The sequence below is a fragment of the Mesorhizobium sp. M0019 genome, from assembly GCF_040323975.1.
Classification (GTDB): domain Bacteria; phylum Pseudomonadota; class Alphaproteobacteria; order Rhizobiales; family Rhizobiaceae; genus Mesorhizobium.
In genome coordinates this window covers 49,798-71,016 of the sequence record NZ_JAMYVK010000010.1, presented here as the reverse complement: position 1 = coordinate 71,016, position 21,219 = coordinate 49,798, and the positions used below count along the sequence as shown (strand labels likewise).

General features: G+C 60.6%; 19 protein-coding genes. 8 read left to right on the top strand and 11 right to left on the bottom strand.

Annotation, left to right across the window (positions count from 1 at the left end; genetic code table 11):
* Positions 1-17: 17 nt before the first annotated feature.
* Genes NKK47_RS10185 through wecB form a run of 3 tightly spaced genes read right to left on the bottom strand, consistent with a single transcriptional unit; the run spans position 18 to position 3,296 of the window.
* Entirely contained in the window at positions 18-821 is an 804-nt protein-coding gene (locus tag NKK47_RS10185; RefSeq protein ID WP_031211886.1) for a WecB/TagA/CpsF family glycosyltransferase, read from the bottom strand.
* Complete coding sequence (gene wecC, locus NKK47_RS10180; RefSeq protein WP_023677160.1) at positions 818-2,149, bottom strand: UDP-N-acetyl-D-mannosamine dehydrogenase; 1,332 nt, start codon at positions 2,147-2,149, stop codon at positions 818-820. Before wecC ends, NKK47_RS10185 begins: the two co-directional genes overlap by 4 nt.
* The gene (gene wecB / locus NKK47_RS10175; protein ID WP_023677159.1) at positions 2,142-3,296 is read right to left on the bottom strand and encodes a non-hydrolyzing UDP-N-acetylglucosamine 2-epimerase; all 1,155 of its coding nucleotides are present in this window, start codon (positions 3,294-3,296) and stop codon (positions 2,142-2,144) included. Before wecB ends, wecC begins: the two co-directional genes overlap by 8 nt.
* Positions 3,297-3,497: 201 nt before the next feature.
* Between wecB and NKK47_RS10170 the strand changes: the two genes are divergently transcribed.
* Positions 3,498-4,940, top strand: coding sequence for a glucosamine inositolphosphorylceramide transferase family protein (locus NKK47_RS10170; protein WP_245274719.1), 1,443 nt, complete (start codon positions 3,498-3,500; stop codon positions 4,938-4,940).
* A gap of 19 nt (positions 4,941-4,959) precedes the next feature.
* On the opposite strand, the gene NKK47_RS10165 is transcribed toward NKK47_RS10170, so the two are convergent.
* Positions 4,960-6,270, bottom strand: coding sequence for a VpsF family polysaccharide biosynthesis protein (locus NKK47_RS10165; RefSeq protein ID WP_352455347.1), 1,311 nt, complete (start codon positions 6,268-6,270; stop codon positions 4,960-4,962).
* Positions 6,271-6,437: 167 nt separating this feature from the next.
* Here NKK47_RS10165 and NKK47_RS10160 point away from each other — a divergent pair, with 167 nt between their 5' ends.
* Both NKK47_RS10160 and NKK47_RS10155 read left to right on the top strand, forming a co-directional pair.
* Complete coding sequence (locus NKK47_RS10160) at positions 6,438-7,988, top strand: GumC family protein (RefSeq protein WP_031211881.1); 1,551 nt, start codon at positions 6,438-6,440, stop codon at positions 7,986-7,988.
* An 8-nt stretch (positions 7,989-7,996) separates the two neighbouring features.
* Positions 7,997-9,103: a glycosyltransferase gene (locus NKK47_RS10155; RefSeq protein WP_352455346.1), complete on the top strand. Its 1,107-nt coding sequence runs from the start codon at positions 7,997-7,999 to the stop codon at positions 9,101-9,103.
* 94 nt (positions 9,104-9,197) lie between these two features.
* On the opposite strand, the gene NKK47_RS10150 is transcribed toward NKK47_RS10155, so the two are convergent.
* The gene (locus tag NKK47_RS10150) at positions 9,198-10,058 is read right to left on the bottom strand and encodes a hydrolase (protein ID WP_023677154.1); all 861 of its coding nucleotides are present in this window, start codon (positions 10,056-10,058) and stop codon (positions 9,198-9,200) included.
* Between the two features lie 238 nt (positions 10,059-10,296).
* On the opposite strand from NKK47_RS10150, the gene minC reads away from it, so the two are divergent.
* The 3 genes from minC to minE are packed head-to-tail and all read left to right on the top strand — an operon-like array spanning position 10,297 to position 12,120.
* Positions 10,297-11,016 (top strand): septum site-determining protein MinC, encoded by a 720-nt coding sequence (gene minC, locus NKK47_RS10145; RefSeq protein ID WP_023677153.1) that lies wholly within the window; start codon positions 10,297-10,299, stop codon positions 11,014-11,016.
* A 19-nt stretch (positions 11,017-11,035) separates the two neighbouring features.
* Positions 11,036-11,851 carry a septum site-determining protein MinD gene (minD, locus tag NKK47_RS10140; protein WP_023677152.1) on the top strand — a complete coding sequence of 272 codons (816 nt, stop codon included), beginning with the start codon at positions 11,036-11,038 and terminating at the stop codon, positions 11,849-11,851.
* Positions 11,848-12,120 carry a cell division topological specificity factor MinE gene (gene minE / locus NKK47_RS10135; protein WP_023677151.1) on the top strand — a complete coding sequence of 91 codons (273 nt, stop codon included), beginning with the start codon at positions 11,848-11,850 and terminating at the stop codon, positions 12,118-12,120. The genes minD and minE overlap by 4 nt, the downstream gene beginning before the upstream one ends.
* Before the next feature lie 181 nt (positions 12,121-12,301).
* Here the strand turns inward: minE and NKK47_RS10130 are convergent, their stop codons facing one another.
* The 6 genes from NKK47_RS10130 to NKK47_RS10105 form a co-directional block, all read right to left on the bottom strand.
* Positions 12,302-13,621, bottom strand: coding sequence for an ABC transporter substrate-binding protein (locus tag NKK47_RS10130; protein WP_352449655.1), 1,320 nt, complete (start codon positions 13,619-13,621; stop codon positions 12,302-12,304).
* A gap of 94 nt (positions 13,622-13,715) precedes the next feature.
* Positions 13,716-14,564 carry a carbohydrate ABC transporter permease gene (locus NKK47_RS10125; protein ID WP_031211878.1) on the bottom strand — a complete coding sequence of 283 codons (849 nt, stop codon included), beginning with the start codon at positions 14,562-14,564 and terminating at the stop codon, positions 13,716-13,718.
* Positions 14,561-15,478, bottom strand: a complete 918-nt coding sequence (locus NKK47_RS10120; protein ID WP_051406145.1) for a carbohydrate ABC transporter permease — start codon at positions 15,476-15,478, stop codon at positions 14,561-14,563. Before NKK47_RS10120 ends, NKK47_RS10125 begins: the two co-directional genes overlap by 4 nt.
* 19 nt (positions 15,479-15,497) lie before the next feature.
* Complete coding sequence (locus NKK47_RS10115) at positions 15,498-16,589, bottom strand: ABC transporter ATP-binding protein (protein WP_023677147.1); 1,092 nt, start codon at positions 16,587-16,589, stop codon at positions 15,498-15,500.
* Between the two features lie 49 nt (positions 16,590-16,638).
* Positions 16,639-18,150: an arabinosylfuranosidase ArfA gene (arfA, locus tag NKK47_RS10110; protein ID WP_023677146.1), complete on the bottom strand. Its 1,512-nt coding sequence runs from the start codon at positions 18,148-18,150 to the stop codon at positions 16,639-16,641.
* A gap of 184 nt (positions 18,151-18,334) precedes the next feature.
* Positions 18,335-19,261, bottom strand: a complete 927-nt coding sequence (locus tag NKK47_RS10105; RefSeq protein WP_352576412.1) for an ArsR/SmtB family transcription factor — start codon at positions 19,259-19,261, stop codon at positions 18,335-18,337.
* A 249-nt stretch (positions 19,262-19,510) separates the two neighbouring features.
* Here NKK47_RS10105 and NKK47_RS10100 point away from each other — a divergent pair, with 249 nt between their 5' ends.
* The gene (locus NKK47_RS10100; protein WP_023675645.1) at positions 19,511-20,389 is read left to right on the top strand and encodes an ABC transporter permease; all 879 of its coding nucleotides are present in this window, start codon (positions 19,511-19,513) and stop codon (positions 20,387-20,389) included.
* A complete protein-coding gene (locus tag NKK47_RS10095; RefSeq protein WP_023675644.1) occupies positions 20,386-21,207 on the top strand; it encodes an ABC transporter permease in 822 nt (273 codons plus the stop codon). The genes NKK47_RS10100 and NKK47_RS10095 overlap by 4 nt, the downstream gene beginning before the upstream one ends.
* Positions 21,208-21,219: the final 12 nt, after the last annotated feature.

The following is a 21,219-nucleotide window of genomic DNA, read 5'->3' as shown; positions in this document are numbered from 1 at the left end:
TGTGGGGGAACGCGAAACTATAAACCGGCGTTTCGGCGCCAGCGACGCTCCCAGAACTCTCGGCACAGCAGCCCTGCATAGGCAGTGTTGGTATCGTAGTAGCGGCGCCACAAGCGTCGCGGCTCCTGGACGACGCGGAACAGCCACTCCAGGCCGGCCGCTTGTATCAGCTTCGGCGCACGGGCAACCTTGCCCCCATAGACGTCGAAACTGCCGCCCACGCCCATCACGAAGCTTGAGGCGAGTTCATCGCGGTAGCGTTTGAGAAAGCGTTCCTTGCGCGGTGTCGGCATGGCCACCAGCAGGCAGTCGGCGCCCGAGGCGTTGATCGCCGCGACGATCCCGGCCTCGTCCTCCGGCTTGAAATAGCCGTTGCGCATTCCCGCTATGACGAGGCTCGGATGGTCCTTGGCAAGTCTCACTACAACCGCGTCGAGAACGTGCTGTTCGGCCCCCAGCAGATACGGCCTGAATCCACGCTTCGCGCAGAGGCTCAGCAGATTGATCATGATGTCGACGCCCGCCACCCGCTCGGGCAGCGCGACGCCGCACAGACGTGCACCCCAAAGCACGCCGATGCCGTCGACATTGACCACGTCCGCCCCAGCCACGTCCTCGCGCAGCTCGGCATTCTGGCGCATGGTCACCAGCTTGGCGACGTTCACGACCACATGATGCAGCGGCCGCCCCAGGGTCATCGCCTCGTCGGCGATGGCCAGTGTCTCGGCCATGGTCAGCGCATGGATCGGTGCGCCAAGGAACTCCCGGCGCCGTGATGCCAACAGGGAATGCTGCGCCCATGCCGGGGCGTGCGCGTTCATGCGGCCTGCTCCCTTGCAAGCGTCACTTGTGCGACCTCTGGTTTCTTGCCTTCGATGCGGGCGTCGGGCTTGCGTGCCTTGCGCCACGTCCACAGACCCCTCGTATCGACGAGCTTCTTGTCCTTGAGCGCTTCGGGGTCGACCAGATTGAACTGCCGATGGTCGACCAGGAGGACGACGATATCGGACTTGTCGATGGCCGAAAGTGCGTCGGTGAACACGATGCCCCTGCCCTCGAGCTCATGCGGCAGCGCATTTGTGTTGGGTTCAGCCGCAATGATCTTCACATTGGGGATATCGGACAGAAGTTTCACCACCTCGACGGCCGGGCTCTCGCGCAAATCGTCGATGTTGGCTTTGAAGCTGAGGCCAAGACAGGCGATCGTCTGTTTGCGGGAGGGGTCGAGCAAGGCCTCAATATCCCTGACCACCGACATGGGCCGTTCGGAATTGATCCGGCGTGCCGAAGCCATAAGCCGCGTGCTGTTGGGTGCGGCGTCGATGATAAAATATGGATCGACCGCAATGCAGTGACCGCCAACGCCCGGGCTCGGCTGGAGGATGTTCACGCGAGGGTGTCGATTGGCGAGATCGATCACTTCCCATACATTGAGCGACAGATCCTGACACACGGCGGCAAGCTCGTTGGCAAAGGCGATGTTGACGTCGCGGAACGCGTTCTCCGTCAGTTTCACCAGCTCAGCACTTTCGGCCGTTGTCATGAACAGGTCGCCGGTGACGAAGGTCGAATAGAGTGCCGCGGTCCGCTCCGACGATTTGCGGGACAATCCGCCGATCGAGCGATCGTTGTTGATCAGCTCGGTCAGCACCTTTCCCGGCAGCACACGCTCGGGCGAATAGGCGACCAGCACATCGGCGTCTTCGCCATGCTGGACAGGAAATTTGAGATCAGGCCGCAACTCGGCAAGCAGCCCGGTCATGATACGCGTGGTTCCAACCGGCGATGTCGATTCCAATACCACAAGGTCTCCCCGCTTCAGCACGGGGGCGATGCTTCGTGCCGCCGCGAGCACGTAGGTCACGTCCGGCTTATGATCGTGGGTCATCGGGGTCGGCACGGCGATGATATAGGCGTCCGCCGGCTGCGGCGTGCTGTAGGCCATGAGCTTGCCGTTCGCCACGACCTTCTGGATCAGACCGTCAAGGTCCGGCTCGACGATGTGGATTTCGCCGCGGTTGACCTTCTCGACCACCGCTCGGTTGACATCGACGCCAATGACGTTGAGCCCGCGGCTGGCGAAAATGGCGCAGGTCGGCAGGCCGATATAGCCCATGCCGATTACGGAAACGGTTTTGATTTCAGCCATGATGCAGCAGTTCCTCAACAATCCGGTTACTGGCCCGGCCATCGCCATATGGGTTGTGTCGTTCCGCCATGCCGCAATAGGCAGCCTGATCGTCGAGCAGGCGATTGGCGTTGAACAGGATTTTCTCGACGTCGGTGCCGACAAGACGGGCGGTGCCGGCCACGATCCCCTCGGGTCGCTCGGTATTTTCGCGCATTACCAGCACCGGCTTGCCGAGTGAAGGCGCTTCTTCCTGCACGCCACCGCTATCGGTAAGCACCAGATAGCTCTGCTTCTGCAGGTACAGGAACGGCAGATAGTCCTGCGGCTCGACCAGGTGGATGTTCGGCACGCCTTCCAGCTCTGCGTTGACCACTGAGCGCACATTGGGGTTTGGATGGACAGGGTAGACGATCTGCACATCTCCGCGCGCCGCCAATCCCTTCAATGCCGTACAGATGCGCTGGATGCCGCCGTCGAAATTCTCGCGGCGATGACCGGTGACGAGGATCATCTTCTTGGAAGGGTCGAGGAAAGGGAAGCGGGCAGCGAGCTTCGCGTTCATCAGCCTGTCAGCATCGATCGCGCTTGAAAAATGCAACAGCGTGTCGATCACCGTGTTGCCGGTCACGAAGATGGTGCTTTCGGCCTTTCCTTCGGCGATGAGATTGTCGCGCGCTTGAACGGTCGGCGCAAAATGCCAGGTAGCAATGTCGCCGGCAATCTTGCGGTTCAGTTCTTCAGGAAACGGCGAGTTGATGTTGTGGCTGCGCAATCCTGCTTCGACATGAGCGACGGGGACACGCTTGTAGAAGGCAGCCAGCGCCGCGGCCATTGCCGTGGTGGTGTCGCCCTGTACCATGACGATATCGGGCTGCGACTTTTCCAGCACCTCGGCCATGCCCAGGAGCACGCGCGAGGTCACGTCGAACAGCGACTGGCCGGGTTGCATGATGTTGAGATCGTGATGCACCGGCAGGCCGGTCAGCTCGACAACCTGGTCGACCATTTCACGATGCTGGGCGGTGATGCATATTTCGGTGATGAAGCCTGGATGAGCAAGGGCGGCACGCGCCACTGGAAAGCATTTGAGTGCCTCCGGCCTAGTGCCGAACACGATCAGCAGTTTCTGCCTGGATGGCAGTTTTGGACGTGAAAGGACGTTCATCGCTGATCCTGGTCGCCTGCAGCCTTCGGGACATGCCGACTATTGCCCGCAAGAGCCATAATAGCGCCGGAAAGCGCCTTCGTGATCTCAATTCTTAATATATGATTAACAACCAAGGCCGCGTTCTCCCGGTTTAACTCTTGTGAAAGGTTGGGCTGACAAGTAGTCTATGACAGTAGTCTTGAAAAAGAATATATTGGATTGACTAATATTTTAATCATCGGCCACGCCGACACATCCCGGCGCTGGGAAAATGAGCTTCTGGCGCGGTTGAGTGCAGCTGGACATGCGGTTTCGAGTTGCCGCGCGCCGACGCCTGAACCCAATGCGCGCACGATGGATAACGTGCTGGCGCTCGAGGGCCGGCGCTTCGGCCCCTCACTGGCAAGCCGTTCCCGGCCGTTGCCGTCCGGCGACACCGGCCCAGTCGATCTTATGGTCGATCTCACCGCTACCGCCGCACGACGGGGCACGCCTGTCCTGACGCTCGAATTTTGCGGCCAAAGCAGCTTTGCCGCGGGCATGACCGAGATGCTGGCGAGCGGGCGGCTGCCCGAACTCACCGCTCGGCTCGACGGCGTTGCCGTCGCCAGAGCGCGGCCGATGATCAGCGACCGGTTGTGGCTGTCTCGAACCAGCAACGACCTGCTCGCCGGCGCCATCTCCCTGATTGCCCAATGTGTCGCCCGCTTTTCCGCGGGCAAACTTGCGCCGATTGCCGAGAGCCCGGCGCCGCCCCTGCAGAAAGGCGGATTTATCGGGCACTATCTGCCCTTTTTCGGCAGGGGGTTGGTCGACCGCGCCGTGCAAAAACTGCGACGTGGTCGGCGCCCCTTCTATTGGCAGGTTGCTTATCGGCTGATCGACGGTCCAGGCGTCGCCGAAACCGGACAGCTGGATGGTAAGCCGTTCACCGTGCTTGCCGATGACGGGCAGCGCTTCTACGCCGATCCGTTCGTTCTCGAGCGCGACGGCCGTCATTTTCTGTTTGTCGAGGAGTTTCCCTACTCCACCGGCCGCGGGGTGATTTCTGTCGCTGAACTTGGCACCGACGGCACTTTCGGCGTGCCGAAAGTGGTGCTGGAGGAAGCGCATCACCTGTCATATCCGCAGGTGTTTGCTCACTCCGGCGAGATTTTCATGATCCCTGAAAGCGCTACGGCGCGAGAACTGGTGCTCTACCGTGCCGAGCAGTTTCCGGATCGCTGGGTACGCGATACGGTGCTGATGACGGACAGGGATTTCAACGACGCCACGCTGCTCGAATCCGACGGTCGCTTCTGGCTGTTGGGGACTGAGCGGTTCGGTCACGGCAGCGCGTCCGACACGATGGCCGTCTATTCCGCCCCGGCGCTGCGTGGGCCGTGGGCTGCGCACGCGCTCAATCCCGTCGCAGTCGACCACTCCGCCACTCGGCCGGGCGGCGCCTTTATCCGCCAGGGCGACGCTTTGCTGCTGCCGGTGCAAAACGGGTCTAGAGCCTATGGCGGCGGCCTGGGATTGATGCGGCTGGATCGGCTTGATGATTTCGACGTCCGTTTTGAACTGCCCCGCTCAATCGATCCCGGGCCGGCATGGGCTCGGTCCGGCATTCACACGCTCAATCGCGCGGGCGGTGTCGAGGTCGTGGACAGCGCCGGCTGACCGGATCCGAGGTCCGTGCTTAACGAGATCCAGCCGGGTTTGGGCTGGATGCAGCAGCCGAAGGCATGCTCTCGAGCGAGCCTCCATGGGGCTGCTTCCTGTAGGCAAGCAGCAACACCACGATGATCGTCATGTCCGGCGTTTTTGACGAAAGCGCGTTGTTTGACAGCGCGGCAAGCAAGAACGTTATGGTGCCGATCCATGCCGGCAGCGGCGCCCCGCGCAGCAGCCGGAAGACGAACCAGAATATCAGCGCTGTAAACAGCAGGGCTATGGGCAGGCCGAAGAGCAAGATAATTACCACCGGCGCGCTTTCGATGTAGGGCAGATGCAGCTTCTGCCGGACGATCGCCAGCAGGTCGTCAACGTTCATGCCGAACAGGATGTCGTTCCAGCTGACCAGTCCGAACACCTGATAAATGGTCACCCGGGCCATGAAGTTTTCGTCGAAGATGGTGTTGCTGAACCGATTCAGCAGACCGCCCGCAAACAGTACCGCTACGAGCACCGCGCCACCCGTCACGGTGAACATCAGCACGACAAATTTGGCCTGCCGCTCATATTTGAGCGACAGGCCCGGCCAAGGCACGAACAGCAGCAGAATGAGGATTTCGCCGGTGGCGAGCATCAGCGCGGCGCGAGCGCCCGATGCAGCGCAACCGATGAACAACAGGAAGATCGCCATCACCCGCGCCCATATGCGCCAGTGCGTCAGCGGCACGAATCCGATGGTTGTGGCGCAGAGCGCGCCCAGTGCCAGCGGATGGGCCGACAGGCCAGTTGGCCTGAATTGCAGTTCGTTCAACCCATAGGGCAACAGCCGATGTTGAGTCACCGCCTCGATGGTGCCGATGACAGCGCTCAGGATCGCCATTCCAAGCACGACGTCCCCCAGCGCCCGCCGCACCTCTGCATTCAATGCCAGCATCAACAGGCCTGTGGCGCCGGCCACCAGATAGGTATCGATGATGAACCCGGAGGAGCCCGCACGGCCGGTAACGAACAGATAGGGCACCAGCGCGAACATCAGCACCGAATAGCGGATCAACGCCTTGAATATTCCAATTTCGTCGCCGTGCAGCAGAAACGGCCGGCTGAAAAGAACGATAGGAAGCAGCAGGATGATCGCATAGGTGCCGAAATGCAGCTTCTCGTAGAACGAGCCTCCCTGGGCCGTATAGTCGACGACCATGTTCATCACCTGCGGTGATACCGTAAAGCGAAGCAGGAGCGCGAACGCTGCGCATAGGAAAAACAGCAGCGACAGCGCGTTCTGACGGCGCGCTCGGCTGGACGATAATCGTTCCGAAGCGGCAGCGGGATAGCTCATGGCCCATCCAAATGGCGATATTCGAACGGCATTCTGGGCAACGAAATCCCTTCAACGTCCGCCGGACGGACAGCGTGAGCGGTAAAATGGGCCAACTTGGAAAATAAGATGTTAACGATGTTTCTGTAGAGCAGGCCAAGCGTAATGATTTAACAAGGGTTGTCACCATGTCTGCCGGTTCCGGCACACCCCCCATCTCCGCGACGGCTTCCAATAACAGTGCATTCGAGCGTATCGCCAATGCACGGCGCAGGGCATTGCTGCAACAGCATGGCCCAGTCGCGGCGCTAAGCTCCGCGCCGGTGACGCCGCAACCTCCAGAGCCTGTCGCAACGGTGACCCTGGACAAGATCGGCGATTTCCTCGAGCTCGATTTTCGACGCCTGTTCGTCTGGCTGCGGGCCGGCCTCGCCCTGGCCTTCATGCTGGCGGTAATCGGCGGCATTGTCGGCGGCGCCTATGCATTGCTGAGCAAGCAGCGTTACACCGTCACGACCGAGGTCCTCATCAACCCATCCAATTTGCAGGTTGTGGAAAACGACCTCTACTCGCAACCGGGCCAGATCGATAGCCAACTGCTCAGCACGCGCAGCAAGCAGCGCATCCTGACCTCGGGCAACGTGCTTTCCCGTGTGGTGGACGAACTGAATCTGACTCACGATCCGGAGTTTTTCGATCCGGACCGGAGCACATCCTCGTCCGGCGCTGTGGCGAAGCCCGACCCGAGGCTCATCGCCTTGAAGAACCTGGCGGACCGGGTAGACGCCATCGCGGATCCGACCTCGTTTGTCACAACCCTCTCGGTATCTGCGGAAACCACCGCCAAGGCGATCCTGATCTCGCAGGCCATAGTCAAAAACTTCCAGGAAGAACTGGCTAAGGCGGAAGCTGCCGGCGCCAGCCGTGCCGCGGCTGCCCTTGACAGCCGGCTTGGCCAACTCAAGAGCGACGTGCAGGCAGCCGAAGAGAAGGTCGAGAGCTACAGGCGCAGCCACAACCTGTCGTCCAGCAATGGCCAGCTCGTCAGTTCGCAGACGCTGACGCAGCTCAATGGCGAAATCGTCGATGCGCAATCGCGTGTCATCGCCGCGCAGGCAAGCTACGACGCCCTGGTTGCCTCCGGTATCAACGGGGCCAATCCCGACCCCACGGTTTCGGAAGCGCTCGCGGCGCTGCGCGACAGGTCAAACAGCCTGCGGCAGCAGATCGATTCACAGTCGATGACCTTCGGTCCGCGCCACCCGACGATTGTCAGGCTCAGGACGGAACTCGAGACCGTCAACTCGCAACTCCGGGCCGAGTTCTCCCGCACCATCGGCACGGCAAAGGCCAGCCTGGACAAGGCCGGGGCCTCGTTGGCTTCTCTCAACGCCAGGATGAACGATCTGAAGAGCAATGTATTCACCGACAGCGAATCCGAAGTCGCCCTGCGTGAACTTGAACGCGATGCCGCCTCGAAGAGAGCGGTCTATGAGAGCTTCCTGTCACGTGCGCGCCAAATCAGCGAGCGCGAGCAGATCGACACCACAAACGTACAGGTGATTTCGACCGCGGTGCCCCCGCCAGCGCGCTCATGGCCCCCGCGCACTGCCCTGGTGGCAGGCGCAGGAGCGTTCGCAGGCTTTGCCCTGGGCATGCTGCTGGCCATCGGCATGGGCATCATCCGCGACATGCGCCGGCCGCCGAACCGATCAGGCCTTGCCGCCAGCCGAGCCTGAAGCAAGGCATGGTGAAGCGCATCGTTTTCCACATCGCCAGCCTGAGGGGCGGCGGCGCCGAACGTGTTTTCGTCCTGATGGCAAATGAACTGGCGTCGCGTGGCCACGAGGTCACGCTTTTTACCTGGAACGCGGAAGGCCCTAACGCCGCGCTGCGTTCAGCTGCCGTGCATCTGGTCGACTTCGGCCTTCTCTTGCGCGGCGAGGGTTACGCCAAGTCGGCGACGCTGAAAGGCATCGTGCGAAGCGCAAATTTGTTCCGCCGCCTTGATCCTGATGCGGTCTATAGCGCCCCGGAATTCGCCAATCTGGTGATGGCGCTGTCACTCATGTTGGCCAGAAGCCGGGCAAAATTCTTTCCAAGCTTTCATGCCGCCGCCTCGCTGCCTGCCAGCGGCCTCGGCGCGAGGCTGGCGATCTGGCTTTCCGCGCTGGTTGCAGCGCGCGCAACCAAAGCCATCGCCGTTTCAGCGGGTGTCGGCCGTGACATCATCGCCCGCGGCTTCCCCGAATCCAAGGTCGTCGTCATCAATAACCCGCTGCCGCCGGCTGAAGCACCGCCGGGGACTTCCTATGCCTGGCAGGCAGCGTTGGCGGCGATGGGCGATGCGCCGGTCATTGCCACCGCCGGGCGCCTGGTGCCGGTCAAGGACCACCGGACTTTGCTGCGGGCCTTCGCTGCCCTGCGCGCCGGCCGCCCCGCCCGGCTTGTTATCTTCGGCGAAGGTCCGCTGGCTGCCGAATTGCACGCCTATGCCGAAGAGACAGGCATAGGCGGGGACGTGCTCTTTGCCGGCTATGTCAACGATCCCGCGGCTTGCTATGCCGCGGCCGATCTGTTCGTTCTGTCATCGACCAGCGAAGGCTTTGGCAACGTCTTGGTCGAGGCCATGGCCGCCGGTGTCCCCGTAATCTCCACCGATGCTCCGCATGGCCCGCGCGAAATACTCGCTGACGGCCGTTTCGGCACCTTGGTGCCGGTCGGTGACGCCGCGGCCCTGGCGAAGGCGATGGCCGAGATGCTGGACCACCCCACCCCTGCTGCCGTGCTGAAAAACAGGGCGGCGGATTTCACAGTCGACAAGATTGGCGATCAATACGAAGCGTTGCTCTAGTCGTTACGCACTGCCAGCAGATCGCGGTTGGATGCGGTCGACGTGGTCGGGCTTTGATTGCGATAATCTCTTCACGGGCTGGGGCGCAACGAATTTATCGTGAGGCATTCCCTCGTTCCTTGAGTTGTTGGGCGAGGAAATCCTTGACCGAATCGAGAACCGCATCCCGTTCATGAGATACGCCTGGCAGCAAATCGAAGCGCACGCGCGCCCCCGCCTCCTCGAACGATCGACACAATGCCATGAGGCGTTCCGGCCGTGTTCGCCCCGCATCGTTGGCGCCCGGCATCCAATGGGTGCTGCCTTGGACATGAGTGATCTCCCAAGTCTCCAGGTCAGCGTCGCCGACGATCATCTGGAAAGGCACTTTTGCCAGCGCTGCGGCATCGAAGGTGATGCCGAACTTCTCCGGCAGATCGCGAATGCCCACCCACCAGTCACGCGTCGGATCGAGCAAGGTCACCGAGCCTGGCGCGCCGATTGAGGCCGCCCAGAGCCTGTCGGGATGCAGGATAGCAAAACGATGCGTGAAATGCCCGCCGCCGGAAAATCCGAACATGGCAAAGCGGCTCCAATCCTGACTGTATTTGGCGCTGACCTCCTCAACCATGGCGAGCAGCACCTGATCGTAGCGTATGTTGCCCTCGAGCAAATATTTGTATCCGCTGCGGGCATCATCCCCGAGAACGCCGATTGGAAACAGCGGACACAAAACGGCGCAGCCGTTCCAGCGTCCGAACTCGGAAAACGCATCGCGGAATCCAAGAAAAGAGGTGCGGCCGGTGCCATGGACAGCGACCATCAGATCGACTTTGGCCCCTTCCCCAACCGCGGGAGGCACATACAGGCAATAGTGAAAGCGCGGGTCTGATTTGGAAGCAAAGATGGCGGTCGCGCCAAGGTCATAGGTAGCGCGACCGCGATCCGCGACAGGCCCCTTGGCAACGCTTGTCAAATCGATAACTCCTTAATAGGCCCGGCATTCCGGCAACAATATACCGGTCGGCCGACCTCGTGAACTGGAGGCGCCTCCAGGCAGCCGCGAGGAGGACCTCGTCGTGCATCGGAAGCAGGGCGCCGGCGGGGCGATCAGGGGCAAAAAGAATGCCTCCGCCAACGCCTCGGGAAGCCGCCATTAACTTTTCGTTAACCATGCCGGGCTAGCCTTAACCAATCAGTAAGGACTCGCCTCTGTGACCTGCGTCGCTCCCATCCAAAACAAGTCCATACGCTTTCGAGCGCGCTCGTTTGTAGCCTTCACCCTCACCCCTGAGGCCCCGCTAGGGGAATGGCTGCAAAGCCTCGATCACTGGACCGAAAACTCTCCCGGCTTCTTTGCCGGCCGCCCGGTCGTGCTCGATCTGAATATACTCAAGCCCGAGGTGGGCGAGATGCGGGATCTGGTCTTACAACTCGCGGAGCGCGGGATTCGCATCTACGCGATCGAGGCCGATGGCAATGTAGCTCTCGATGCCGATCTGCCGCCGCTCCTCGTTGGCGCCAAGGAGGCCACCGCCGACGCGCTTTACGTGCAGCCGCACCCGAAGGCCGCAGCTGAGGCCAAGACGGAAGAGCCGCAGGCGCCGAACTCATTGATGATCAAGGCACCGATCCGCTCCGGCCAGTCGATCTTTCATCCCGATGGCGATGTGGTCATTGTCGGCTCCGTCAGTTCCGGTTCCGAGATCATCGCCGGAGGATCGATCCACGTCTACGGCACGCTGCGTGGACGTGCGTTCGCCGGCGCCACGGGAAATTCCGCGGCTCGCATCTTTTGCCGGAAAAACGAAGCCGAACTTCTGGCGGTGGACGGCTGGTACCGCACTGCCGAGGAGATGGACGCCTCCTCGCGAGGAAGGCCGGTACAGGCCTTTCTCGAGGACGGCGCACTTTGCGTCGCACCGCTCAACTAACAACATTGGAGGCACAAATATGGGCAAGGTAGTGGTTGTCACATCCGGCAAAGGGGGTGTCGGCAAGACGACCTCGACGGCCGCTCTCGGCGCCGCGGTCGCGAAAACCGGCAAGCGGGTGGCTCTCGTCGATTTCGACGTCGGCCTGCGCAACCTCGATCTGATCATGGGTGCCGAGCGGCGCGTTGTTTTCGATATCGTCAACGTCATTCAGGGAACCGCCAAGCTTTCGCAGGCGCTGATCCGTGACAAGCGACTCGAAACGCTGTTCCTGCTGCCGGCCTCGCAAACGCGCGACAAGGATGCTCTCACCGAGGAAGGCGTCGCCGATGTCATCGACAAGCTGCGATCGGTTTTCGACTACGTCTTCTGCGACAGCCCAGCCGGCATAGAGCGGGGCGCGCAACTTGCCATGCGCTTTGCCGACGAGGCGGTAATCGTCACCAACCCGGAAGTGAGCTCGGTCCGCGATTCCGATCGCATCATCGGCCTGCTCGACTCCAGAACGATGAAAGCCGAGCAAGGTGAATCGATTGTCAAACACGTCCTCGTCACGCGCTACGATGCTGCGCGCGCTGCCCGCGGCGAGATGCTGAGCATCGATGACGTGCTCGAGATCCTGTCGACGCCCTTGCTGGGAATAATTCCCGAGAGCCAGGACGTGCTGCGCGCATCCAATGTGGGCGCGCCGGTTACGCTCAGCGAAAACACCAACCCCGCCGCACGCGCCTATATCGACGCGGCAAGAAGACTCGAGGGCGAGGACCTGCCGGTCATTCTGCCTTTCGAGCGGAGGGGCCTCCTCGACCGGCTGTTGGGAAGGAGGGCAGCATGAACCTGCTCGATATCTTCAAGCGCCGCGGCAGCGCGCCGGTGGCGCGCGAACGCTTGCAACTGCTGTTGGCTTACGAGCGTCGAAGCCGCAACCAGCCCGATCTCGTCTCGGTGTTGCGCGAGGAGATCATGGCGGTGATCGCCCGGCATGTTCAGGTCGACCAGGATTTCCTGCAGGTGAGCATGGATCACGGCGAAACGACGTCGAGATTGGAGATCGACATCCAGATCCCCAACAAGGTCGCAATGCCCATGGCCGCGGCGTTCTAACGGAATCCTCCGGCCAGGGCTTGCGTCGGCTGCTGCCGAGGTTGCGGCGCCGTGGTTGGCGTGTTTGACCCGGTCGCCACCGGCAAGTTCTCGCAATTCGAGGACAATAACCACTCCCTCACCAAAACCCCGCGGCCGTTTCCAGCCGCGGGGGCCTTGGGAGGGCCTTTCGAAGCCGTGGTCAGATGTTGGCGAGCAATTCGTTGACGCGGCTTTCCATGTCGGCAAGGGCGGTGTCGACGTCCTTCTGGCCACTGATTGCTGCACTCATCTCTTCGCCGATAATGTCCTGGATCGCAAACTGACGCTGTACGGCGGACGGCAGCGGCTTGCCGAGATCAGCGACCGCAGAGATCGTGTTGCGATGCGGCAGGGCCTTGAACGCGTCCGAGGTGATGACGGCCTTATAGGCCGGCAGGTGACCGGTGCGTGACCATTCGAAGTCGTTGTCGGCGAAGAACTTCAGGAATTTACCGATGGCCGCGATCTGTTCAGGCGTGCGGTCTTTCTGCGAAACGGCCCAGGTGTGGCCGTCGGCATATTGCGCGTGGGCGCCGCCAAACAGCTGCGGATACGGATAGACCGCATAGCCGCCCTTGTTGAGCGCCGTACCCTTGGTCTCGGACTGGGCGTTGTAATCGCCGACCACCCAGGTGCCGTTAAGGTGGACGCCACCCTCGCCGGCAAGGAAGGCGTTGATCGAGCCGCCATAATCGAGATCCTTGGTGGTGTAGCCCTTCTCGAAGATCGCCTTGTACATCTCGACGACCTTCTTGGCTTCCGGCGTATTCAACTTCACATGCTTCGGATCGGCGAAGAAATCGGAATCCTGCTGGAAAAGATAGGTGTAGAGGTTGCGTGTGTAGAGTGCAGTCTCATTGGTCAGGTTCTGGACGAAATAAGGCTTGCCCGTCTTCTGCTTGAACTGTTCGGCCTGGGCGAGCAGTTCCTCGGGCGACTTTGGAAAAATCGGCGTGCCGTCGGCATTGACCAGGCCGGCTTGTTTGAAAAGATCCATGTTGACGTGATAGAGCATCGTCCAGCTGTCGATCGGCAGGCCATAGACCTTGCCGTCTTTGGTGGCGCCATTGCGTGCCGCGTCGGTGAAGGCGTCGGGTGTCACGCCGACCGACTTCAAGAGATCGTCGAGCGGCATCAACAGGCCCTTCGACTGATAATCCGACAGTACGGATTCATGGATCGTGACGATGTCCGGAGCGTCGCCTGAAGCGAACTGCGCGGTCAGCTGATCATAGCCGGGCCATTCCACGGTGGTGACGTTGACATGGACATCGGGATTGTCGGCGTTGAACTTGTTGATTAGCGAGGTGATGATGCCGCATTCGCCAACGGCCTTGGTGGCATCGGTGTTGGTGCCGAAATCGGCATCGCAGGCGCCGAAAAAGCGCTGCACGCTCAGCTCCGTGGCCGCGAAGCTTGGACTTGCGAGCATCATTGCGCCCGCAGAGACTGCTGCAAACAGTATTTTCTTCAGTTTCATATCAGTTCCTCCTACTGAGTTTCCGCCGCTCCACCCTGGATTGGCTTTCGTGCTTCAATCGCTGCGCATTCCCCCGGCCGTCAGGCAATCTTCGTTATCTCACCGCAGCGCCGGAGACCGCCGTGACGATGTATTTCTGGAAGAACAGGTAGACTATCAGGATCGGTGCACCGGCGAACACCGCCTGCGCCATCAGGAAGCCGATGCCTTCGGACTGGGCGAAGTTGGTCTGGGTCGAGGCCATGCCGACCGTCAGCGTGAACATGTCCTTCTTCGTCGCCGAAATCAGCGGCCAGAAGTAGTCGTTCCAGGCGCCGAGAAAGGTGAAGATGCCGAGCGTCGCCTGCGCAGGCAGCGTGAGCGGCAGAAGCACCTTCCAGAAAATTCTGAGCCGGCTGGCGTTATCGAGCATGGCGGCTTCGTCCAGCTCCTTCGGGATGGCCTTGAAATACTGGGTCATCAGGAAGACACCGAACGGAGCCGAAAGGCCCGGCAGAATGAGCCCTTGATAGGTGTTGTGGAACTTCAGCATGCTGAAGATCTGGTGACGGGCGACAAGCACGGCCTGTTCCGGGACCGCCAGACCGAACAGCACGATCACGAACAGCACGTCTCGGCCGGGGAAATTCAGCCGTGCAAAACCGTAGCCCGCGAGCGACGACAGGATCAACGTGCCGAGCGTCAATCCGCCCGAGACGATGATGCTGTTGCGCACCCAGATGAACACCGACGAGGTGCCGACGGTGTTGATGTAGTTCTTCAGCGTATAGGGCGCGTGAAACACCGAATTCGGATCGGCCATCAGCTCCGTATTGTCCTTGAGTGACAGGCCGATGACCCACAGAACCGGCGCGATCATGACGATCGAAAGCAGGATGACCAGGGCCAATAACAAATGGTCGCCAAATGCCCGGCCCTTGATGGAAGCTGCTGTGGCGCTCATGCCTGGTCTCCCCTGCTGCGTGTCACCAGGTACTGGGCCATGGCCGCGACCAGGATGAGGATGAACAGGATTTCCGATGCAGCGGCGCCCAGGCCGAGATCCCAGCGACGGAATGCGGTATCGTAGATGTAGAGCACGATCGGCTTGGTCAGGTTGTTCGGACCGCCGCGCGTCATCAGCCAGGCCTGGCCGAACAGCTGGAATTGCAGCACGATCTGGATGATGATCACCAGGATGAAGGTCCGCTTGATCGACGGCAGCGTGATCGAGCGTAGCGTCTGCCAGCGATTGGCATTGTCCAGCGCTGCCGCCTCGTAAATATCCTGTGGAATCTGCTGGAGCGCCGAGAGAAAGAGCATCATCGGCAGGCCGATACACCACCAGATGGTGGCAATGGCGATGCCGACCATCGCCAGGCTGGGATCGGAAATGAAGGCCGGAGCCGTTGCGCCGAACCATCCGTAGATCGTCGACAACAGGCCGACATTCGGAATGAAGACGATGCGCCAGATCAGCGTGACGATGGTGACCGATAGCACCGACGAGGAAAAGAACAGCGTCCGCAAAACCGCGGCAGTGCGCGTGCGGCGGTTGAGGCAAAGCGCCAGGAAAAGGCCGATCAGCGCCAGCGTCGGCACCGTCAGAAGCACGAAATAGAAGGTGTTCCAGATCGATTGCAGGAAGACCTTGTCGTGATACAGCCTGGCGTAATTGCCGAGACCGACAAAATTTCCGGACGAAAACGTGTCGGCCTTGTGGAAACTCAGCCACATCCCCCAGAGCAGCGGGAAGAGCAGCAGCGTGGTGAAGAAGAACAAGAATGGCGCAACGAAAATGACGTTTCGCCATTGCGGCGCATAGATGTCGGCGGTAGGGGCTCTGACGCCGACAGCAAGCGTCGCGGTCGGGGACATCGCCAGCCGGTCAGCCATCTCAGGCCTCCCTCGCATGCCAGGCGCGGCCGGTCTCGTTGAACAGATGCGATTTCTGGCCATCAAAGGCGAGCCCGATTCTGTCGCCGACGGCGACGCGGCTGTTGCCGGCATCCGAGCCGACGATCTGCTGGCCATCGCCCAGCCGCGCGTAGATCAGGGTGCGTTCGCCGAGCCGCTCGAGCACATCGACCACGCCGCCGGCATTGCCCTGTCCGGCGGCAACGATGCGCACGTCTTCAGAACGGATGCCGAAAGTGTACTTGCCATCGGTCAGTTGGCTGGAGGCGATCTCGGTCTGCACCGAGACGCCGTCCGCAAACCTGGCCGTGGCGTTCTTGCCGTATCTGTCAAGCGTCGCATCGACGAAGTTCATCGCCGGCGCGCCGACGAAACCAGCGACGAATTTGGTCGCCGGGCGCTCGTAGATCTCCATCGGGGTACCTATCTGGTCGATCTTGCGATTGTTCATGACGACGATGCGGTCGGCCAGCGTCATTGCCTCGACCTGATCATGGGTGACGAAGATCATCGTCGATTGCAGCCGCTGGTGAAGCTGGGCAAGCTCGATGCGGGTGCGGGTGCGCAACGCGGCATCGAGATTGGAGAGCGGCTCGTCGAACAGAAAGGCCTTCGGCTCCTTGACGATCGCACGGCCGATGGCGACGCGCTGGCGCTGACCGCCGGAGAGCTGGCCCGGCTTGCGATCGAGCAGATGCGGCATTTCCAGCATGCGGGCGGCTTCATTGATGCGCGCCTCGATGACCTTGCCTGGTACGCCGATATTCGCAAGGCCGAAGGCCATGTTGTCGCGCACCGTCATATGCGGATAAAGCGCATAGGACTGGAACACCATGGCAATGCCGCGCTTGCCCGGTGGCAGATGATCGATGCGCTCGTTGTTGATGGCAATCTCGCCGCTGTCGACAGCTTCGAGCCCGGCAATCATTCGAAGAAGCGTCGATTTTCCGCAGCCGGACGGGCCCAGGAACACGATGAATTCGCGTGCCCTTATGGAGAGCGACAGATGATCCAGCACCGTCATGGCACCGAACTGCTTGCTCACGTTCCTGATCTCGATATCGGCCGTCACGTCGACGCTCCTCCTCAGCGTTTGCGCTTTCTCGATGATCCGCCTGAACTCAGAGCCTCAGGCGTATGACCTGGTAGGAATAGGCCGGCAGTGACAGGCTCAGCTTGCCGCCGGCGAGCGAGGCGCCCTCACCCTTCCTGGGGCCGACATTGCCAGGGTTTTCGGCCGAATTGACGGCTTTCAGATCGGCGTGTGCCATCACCTGGTGATCGACGATCTCCGCCGCGCCGAAGCCGGTGAGGTCGACCACTGTTTCGATTGCCTCGCTCGAATGGCGGTTGACGGCGAAGAAGGTGACGTGGCCGGTTTGCCTGTCGTGCACGCCGGCAACATCGACATAGGCGACGTCGCCCGCAACGCTGGATTTGTAGGTCGGGCTTTCCACCTTGAGATCCAGCGCATTGCCGCGACCATAGTTAGAAGCAAACAGATAGGGATAAAAAATCGTCTGCCGCCATGCCGGGCCATTCGGAACGGTCATGATCGGCGCGATGACATTGACCAGTTGTGCCAGGCAGGCGATCTTGACGACATCGGAACGGCGGATGAAGGTGTTGAGGATCAGGCCGACCTGCAGCACATCCTCGAAATTATAGATGTCTTCGAGCAACGGCGGGGCGAACGGCCAGCCGTTGCTGCCGCCGAGTATCTTCCTGTCCTGCTCCTTGGAATGGTACCAGACGTTCCATTCGTCGAACGAGATGTAGACCTGCTTGTTGGAGCGCTTCTTGGCCTTGATATACTCGATGACGCCGGCGACCGAGACAATGTAGTCGTCGAGCTTTTCGCTCATGGCGAGATAGTTCGGAGCGTCGTTGGCGTCGTTGTCGAAATACATGTGCAGTGAGATGTAGTCGACCTCGTTGTAGGTATGGTCGAGAACCGTCGCTTCCCATTCAGGGTAGGTCGGCATCTTGGCATTCGAAGAGCCGCAGACCACCAGCTCGAGTGACTTGGAGAAGGCGCGCATGGCCTTGGCCGTCTCATGCGCCAGCCGGCCATACTCGTCCGCGGTCTTGTGACCGATCTGCCAGGGGCCATCCATTTCATTGCCGAGGCACCAGAGCTTGACGTCGAAGGGCTCCTTGCGGCCGTTGGCGATGCGCCTGTCGCTCCATTTGCTGCCGCCGGGATGGTTGGCGTACTCCAGCAGATTGCGGGCTTCGTCGAGGCCGCGCGAGCCGAGATTGACGGCAAGCATCATCTCGGTGTTGGCGCAGGTGCACCAATCGGCAAATTCATGCAGGCCGACTTCGTTGCTTTCCGATGTGTGCCAGGCGAGGTCGAGGCGCACTGGGCGCTGTTCCTTGGGACCAATGCCGTCTTCCCAATTGTAGGCCGAGACGAAATTGCCGCCGGGATAGCGGACGATCGGAACATTGAGTTCCCTGACGAGATCGATGACGTCCTGACGCATGCCGTTGGCATCCGCTGTCGGATGGCCGGGCTCATAGATGCCGGTGTAAACTGCCCGCCCCAGATGCTCGATGAAGGATCCGTAGAGCCTCGGATCGATTTCCGAGACGACATAATGCGGATGAGCCGTAACGGCTGCCTTCATGCATTCCTCCCATCGATATCACAAACGATGATTTAAATCATCTTGCCCGATATCAAAGAGGAATTAGCAGCCCTTCGTCAAGCCAAAATACCCAAATGTAGGACAATTAGACGAACGCTTTGGCACAGCAGAAAGCCAGATAGTTGAAATTGCTGCGTTATCTTCAGAACCCGGTTTCATGATATCAACCAGTTTTGATCCTGAGCAGGATGTCCTGATCGTAATTTCCAAAGCCCTTGCCGAAAATATTGATCCCGCCAGGGCGCTTGGCGTCGTCCTTGACGCCGATACGGACGCGGATTGAATGATGGCTCTTCAGATCGAGTGCGGCGACGCCGGTTTCGGAAATCCTGAGGCCGTCGACATAGGTGCCGTCATTGGCAATTCGCCAGTTCTTCAGCTTACCGTATTGCGAGCCCTTGAGCTTCCACCAGGAGGGCGTGAAGACGCCGCGCTTGTCGCCGAAATCCCCCGGCGACGTCCAGGTGCCGACATCGACGCCATTGATCGTCAGCGTGATGTCCGAGGGCCAATCGGCGCTGGTGCCCGGCACTTCCGAAGACAGCTCTATCGCAACTTCGAGTCCGGTGATCTCGGCATTGGCGAGCTTGGCATTGTTGGGGAACTGGTATTCGACAAAACCGCGCGTGAACCATAGCAGACCGGCTTTCATGCGGTCCGGATCGAGGAAAGTGTTCGGCACATCGAGCAGACCGATGATGCCGTCCGGCGAACAAAGGCCGCAGGGCGCGGTAACCTCGAAGCCGGTATAAAGCCCGATCGGCATCGACACTTCGATCGCGTCGTTCTTGACCGCACGATATTCGCTCTTGAACACGACGAGCACTTCTTCGGCCGTCGGATAACAGATTTTCTGACTGCCTTTCTTCGCTTTCAGGTTCTCGGTGCGGATCAGCCCCGCATCCTCCAGCACCTGGATGTTGGTCGAGACGGTCGACTGCGGAAGCGACAGCACGGCGGCGATTTCGTTGACATTCATCGGCCCCTTCTCATGCAGCAGTTTCAGCATCGAGATCCGCGCCGAGGAGGCAAGCCCCTTGAGCACGGCAATGCCTTCCTCAGGTTCAATCACCAGAAAATTGCGACTCATGAAATTGCCCGGCCCATGTAAAATCTATATCCGAAATTACCCTGTATATCGGGATATCTGATTTAATCAATGTGCAGGCGGAACGCCGGGCAATTTGTTGAATCCGGCAGGGCGAGGGTCGCGCGGTGGCCCTGCACAGAATTTGTGCAGGAGCCATATGCAGAGTGGACACCTGAACGCCGATCGCCCAATCTAGTCCGGAGCCGAGCCCGGTGATGGCGGCTTGCACATAGAGTGGTTGGACGGGTCGTGACCAAAGGGTGGAAATTATACGATCAGCGACTGGCCTGGGTCCTCGTCGCGCCTGTGCTTTTACTGCTTACCCTGCTTCTGCTGCTGCCGATCGCGATGATGACGGTCTACACGTTTTTCACCTTCGTCACCGCGGGGGTGGAATCGGCGGTGCTGACCTTCGACAACTGGAAGGAATTCCTCACCGACAGCTACTATCACGGTTTTCTTTGGAAGACCGTTCGCGTCGGCGCCATCACCGCTGTGATCTGCGCGATCCTTGGCTATTTCCCCGCCTATTTCATCTGGGCCACGACCTTCAGGCACAAATGGCTGCTGTTGCTGCTGCTCATCGTGCCGTTCTGGATCAGCTTCACCATCCGGACATTCTCGTGGATCCATATTCTCGGCGAACAGGGGCTGATCAACGTCGTGCTCATCAGGCTGGGGGTTATCAACGAGCCGTTGCCGATGCTCTACACCGAGGGCGCCGTCATCATGGGGCTGCTGCATTTTCTGCTGCCCTATATGATCCTGAACGTCTATGTCAGCCTGGAAAGCATCGACCGCACGCTGATCGCCGCCGCCCGCTCGATGGGCTGTACCAGCGCGCAGGCGTTTCGCGAAGTGACCCTGCCGCTATCGATGCCGGGGCTGGGCGCCGGGCTGCTGCTCTGCTTCGTGCTGGCGGCCGGCTCCTATGTGACGCCGCAGCTGCTCGGCGGCAGCCGCGATGCGCTGTTCGGCAACTTGATCTACGACACCATCATGGGGCAGCTCAATTGGCCGATGGGCGCCACGCTTTCCATCGTCCTGTTCGTCCTGCTCGGCGCGGCCGCGGCCGCCTACAGCCGCTATATGGGCCTATCGCAGATCATGAAGGGCCTCAGTGCATGAGAGCGGATCATCCCAATCGCGAAGGCAGATGGGCGTGGCGGCTGACCGGCGCGATCACGGTGTGCGTCTACATCTTCATGTTTGCGCCGATCCTCGCCACGGTCGTGCTTTCCTTCAACGCCTCGATGTTCGGCGGCTTTCCCCTCACCGGCTTCAGCCTGCGATGGTACGAAAAGCTGCTCACCAACGAGCCGGTTCTCGACGCCTTCCGGACATCGATGTGGATTGCGCTGGTGACGGCAACGGTGACGACGCTGCTCGGCATCATGGCGGCATTGGCGCTGGTGCGCTTCGAGTTCCGTGGCAAGCAGGCGATCAACACGCTTGTCATTCTTCCCGCGCTGGTCCCCGAAACGATACTCGGCGTCGGCCTGCTGGTCATGATCAAAGCCGTCGACCAGCCGCGCAGCATGACGCTGCTGGTGCTCGGCCACATTCTGCTCACGCTCCCCTACGTGGTGCTGATCGTCCAGGCGCGCATGGTCGGCATAAAACGTTCCTATGAGGAGGCGGCGCTTTCGCTCGGGGCGCCGCGTGTGTCGACATTCCGCGAAATCACGCTGCCGCTGCTCATTCCCGCAGTGCTTGCCAGTGTTCTGCTCGCTTTCACCATTTCGTTCGACAACACCTCGGCCAGCCTGTTCTGGCGGCCGGCGGGCGTCGAGACCATGCCGACGCAAATCCTTTCGATGCTGAAGATCTCGATCAGCCCCGAGGTGAACGCGCTCGGAACCGTCATGATCCTTTTGACGGTCGGCATTCCCTTGGCTGGCGGGCTCGTCCTGCAAAGCCTCACCTGGTTCAAGGCAGGCAAGTGAAGATGAAAATGG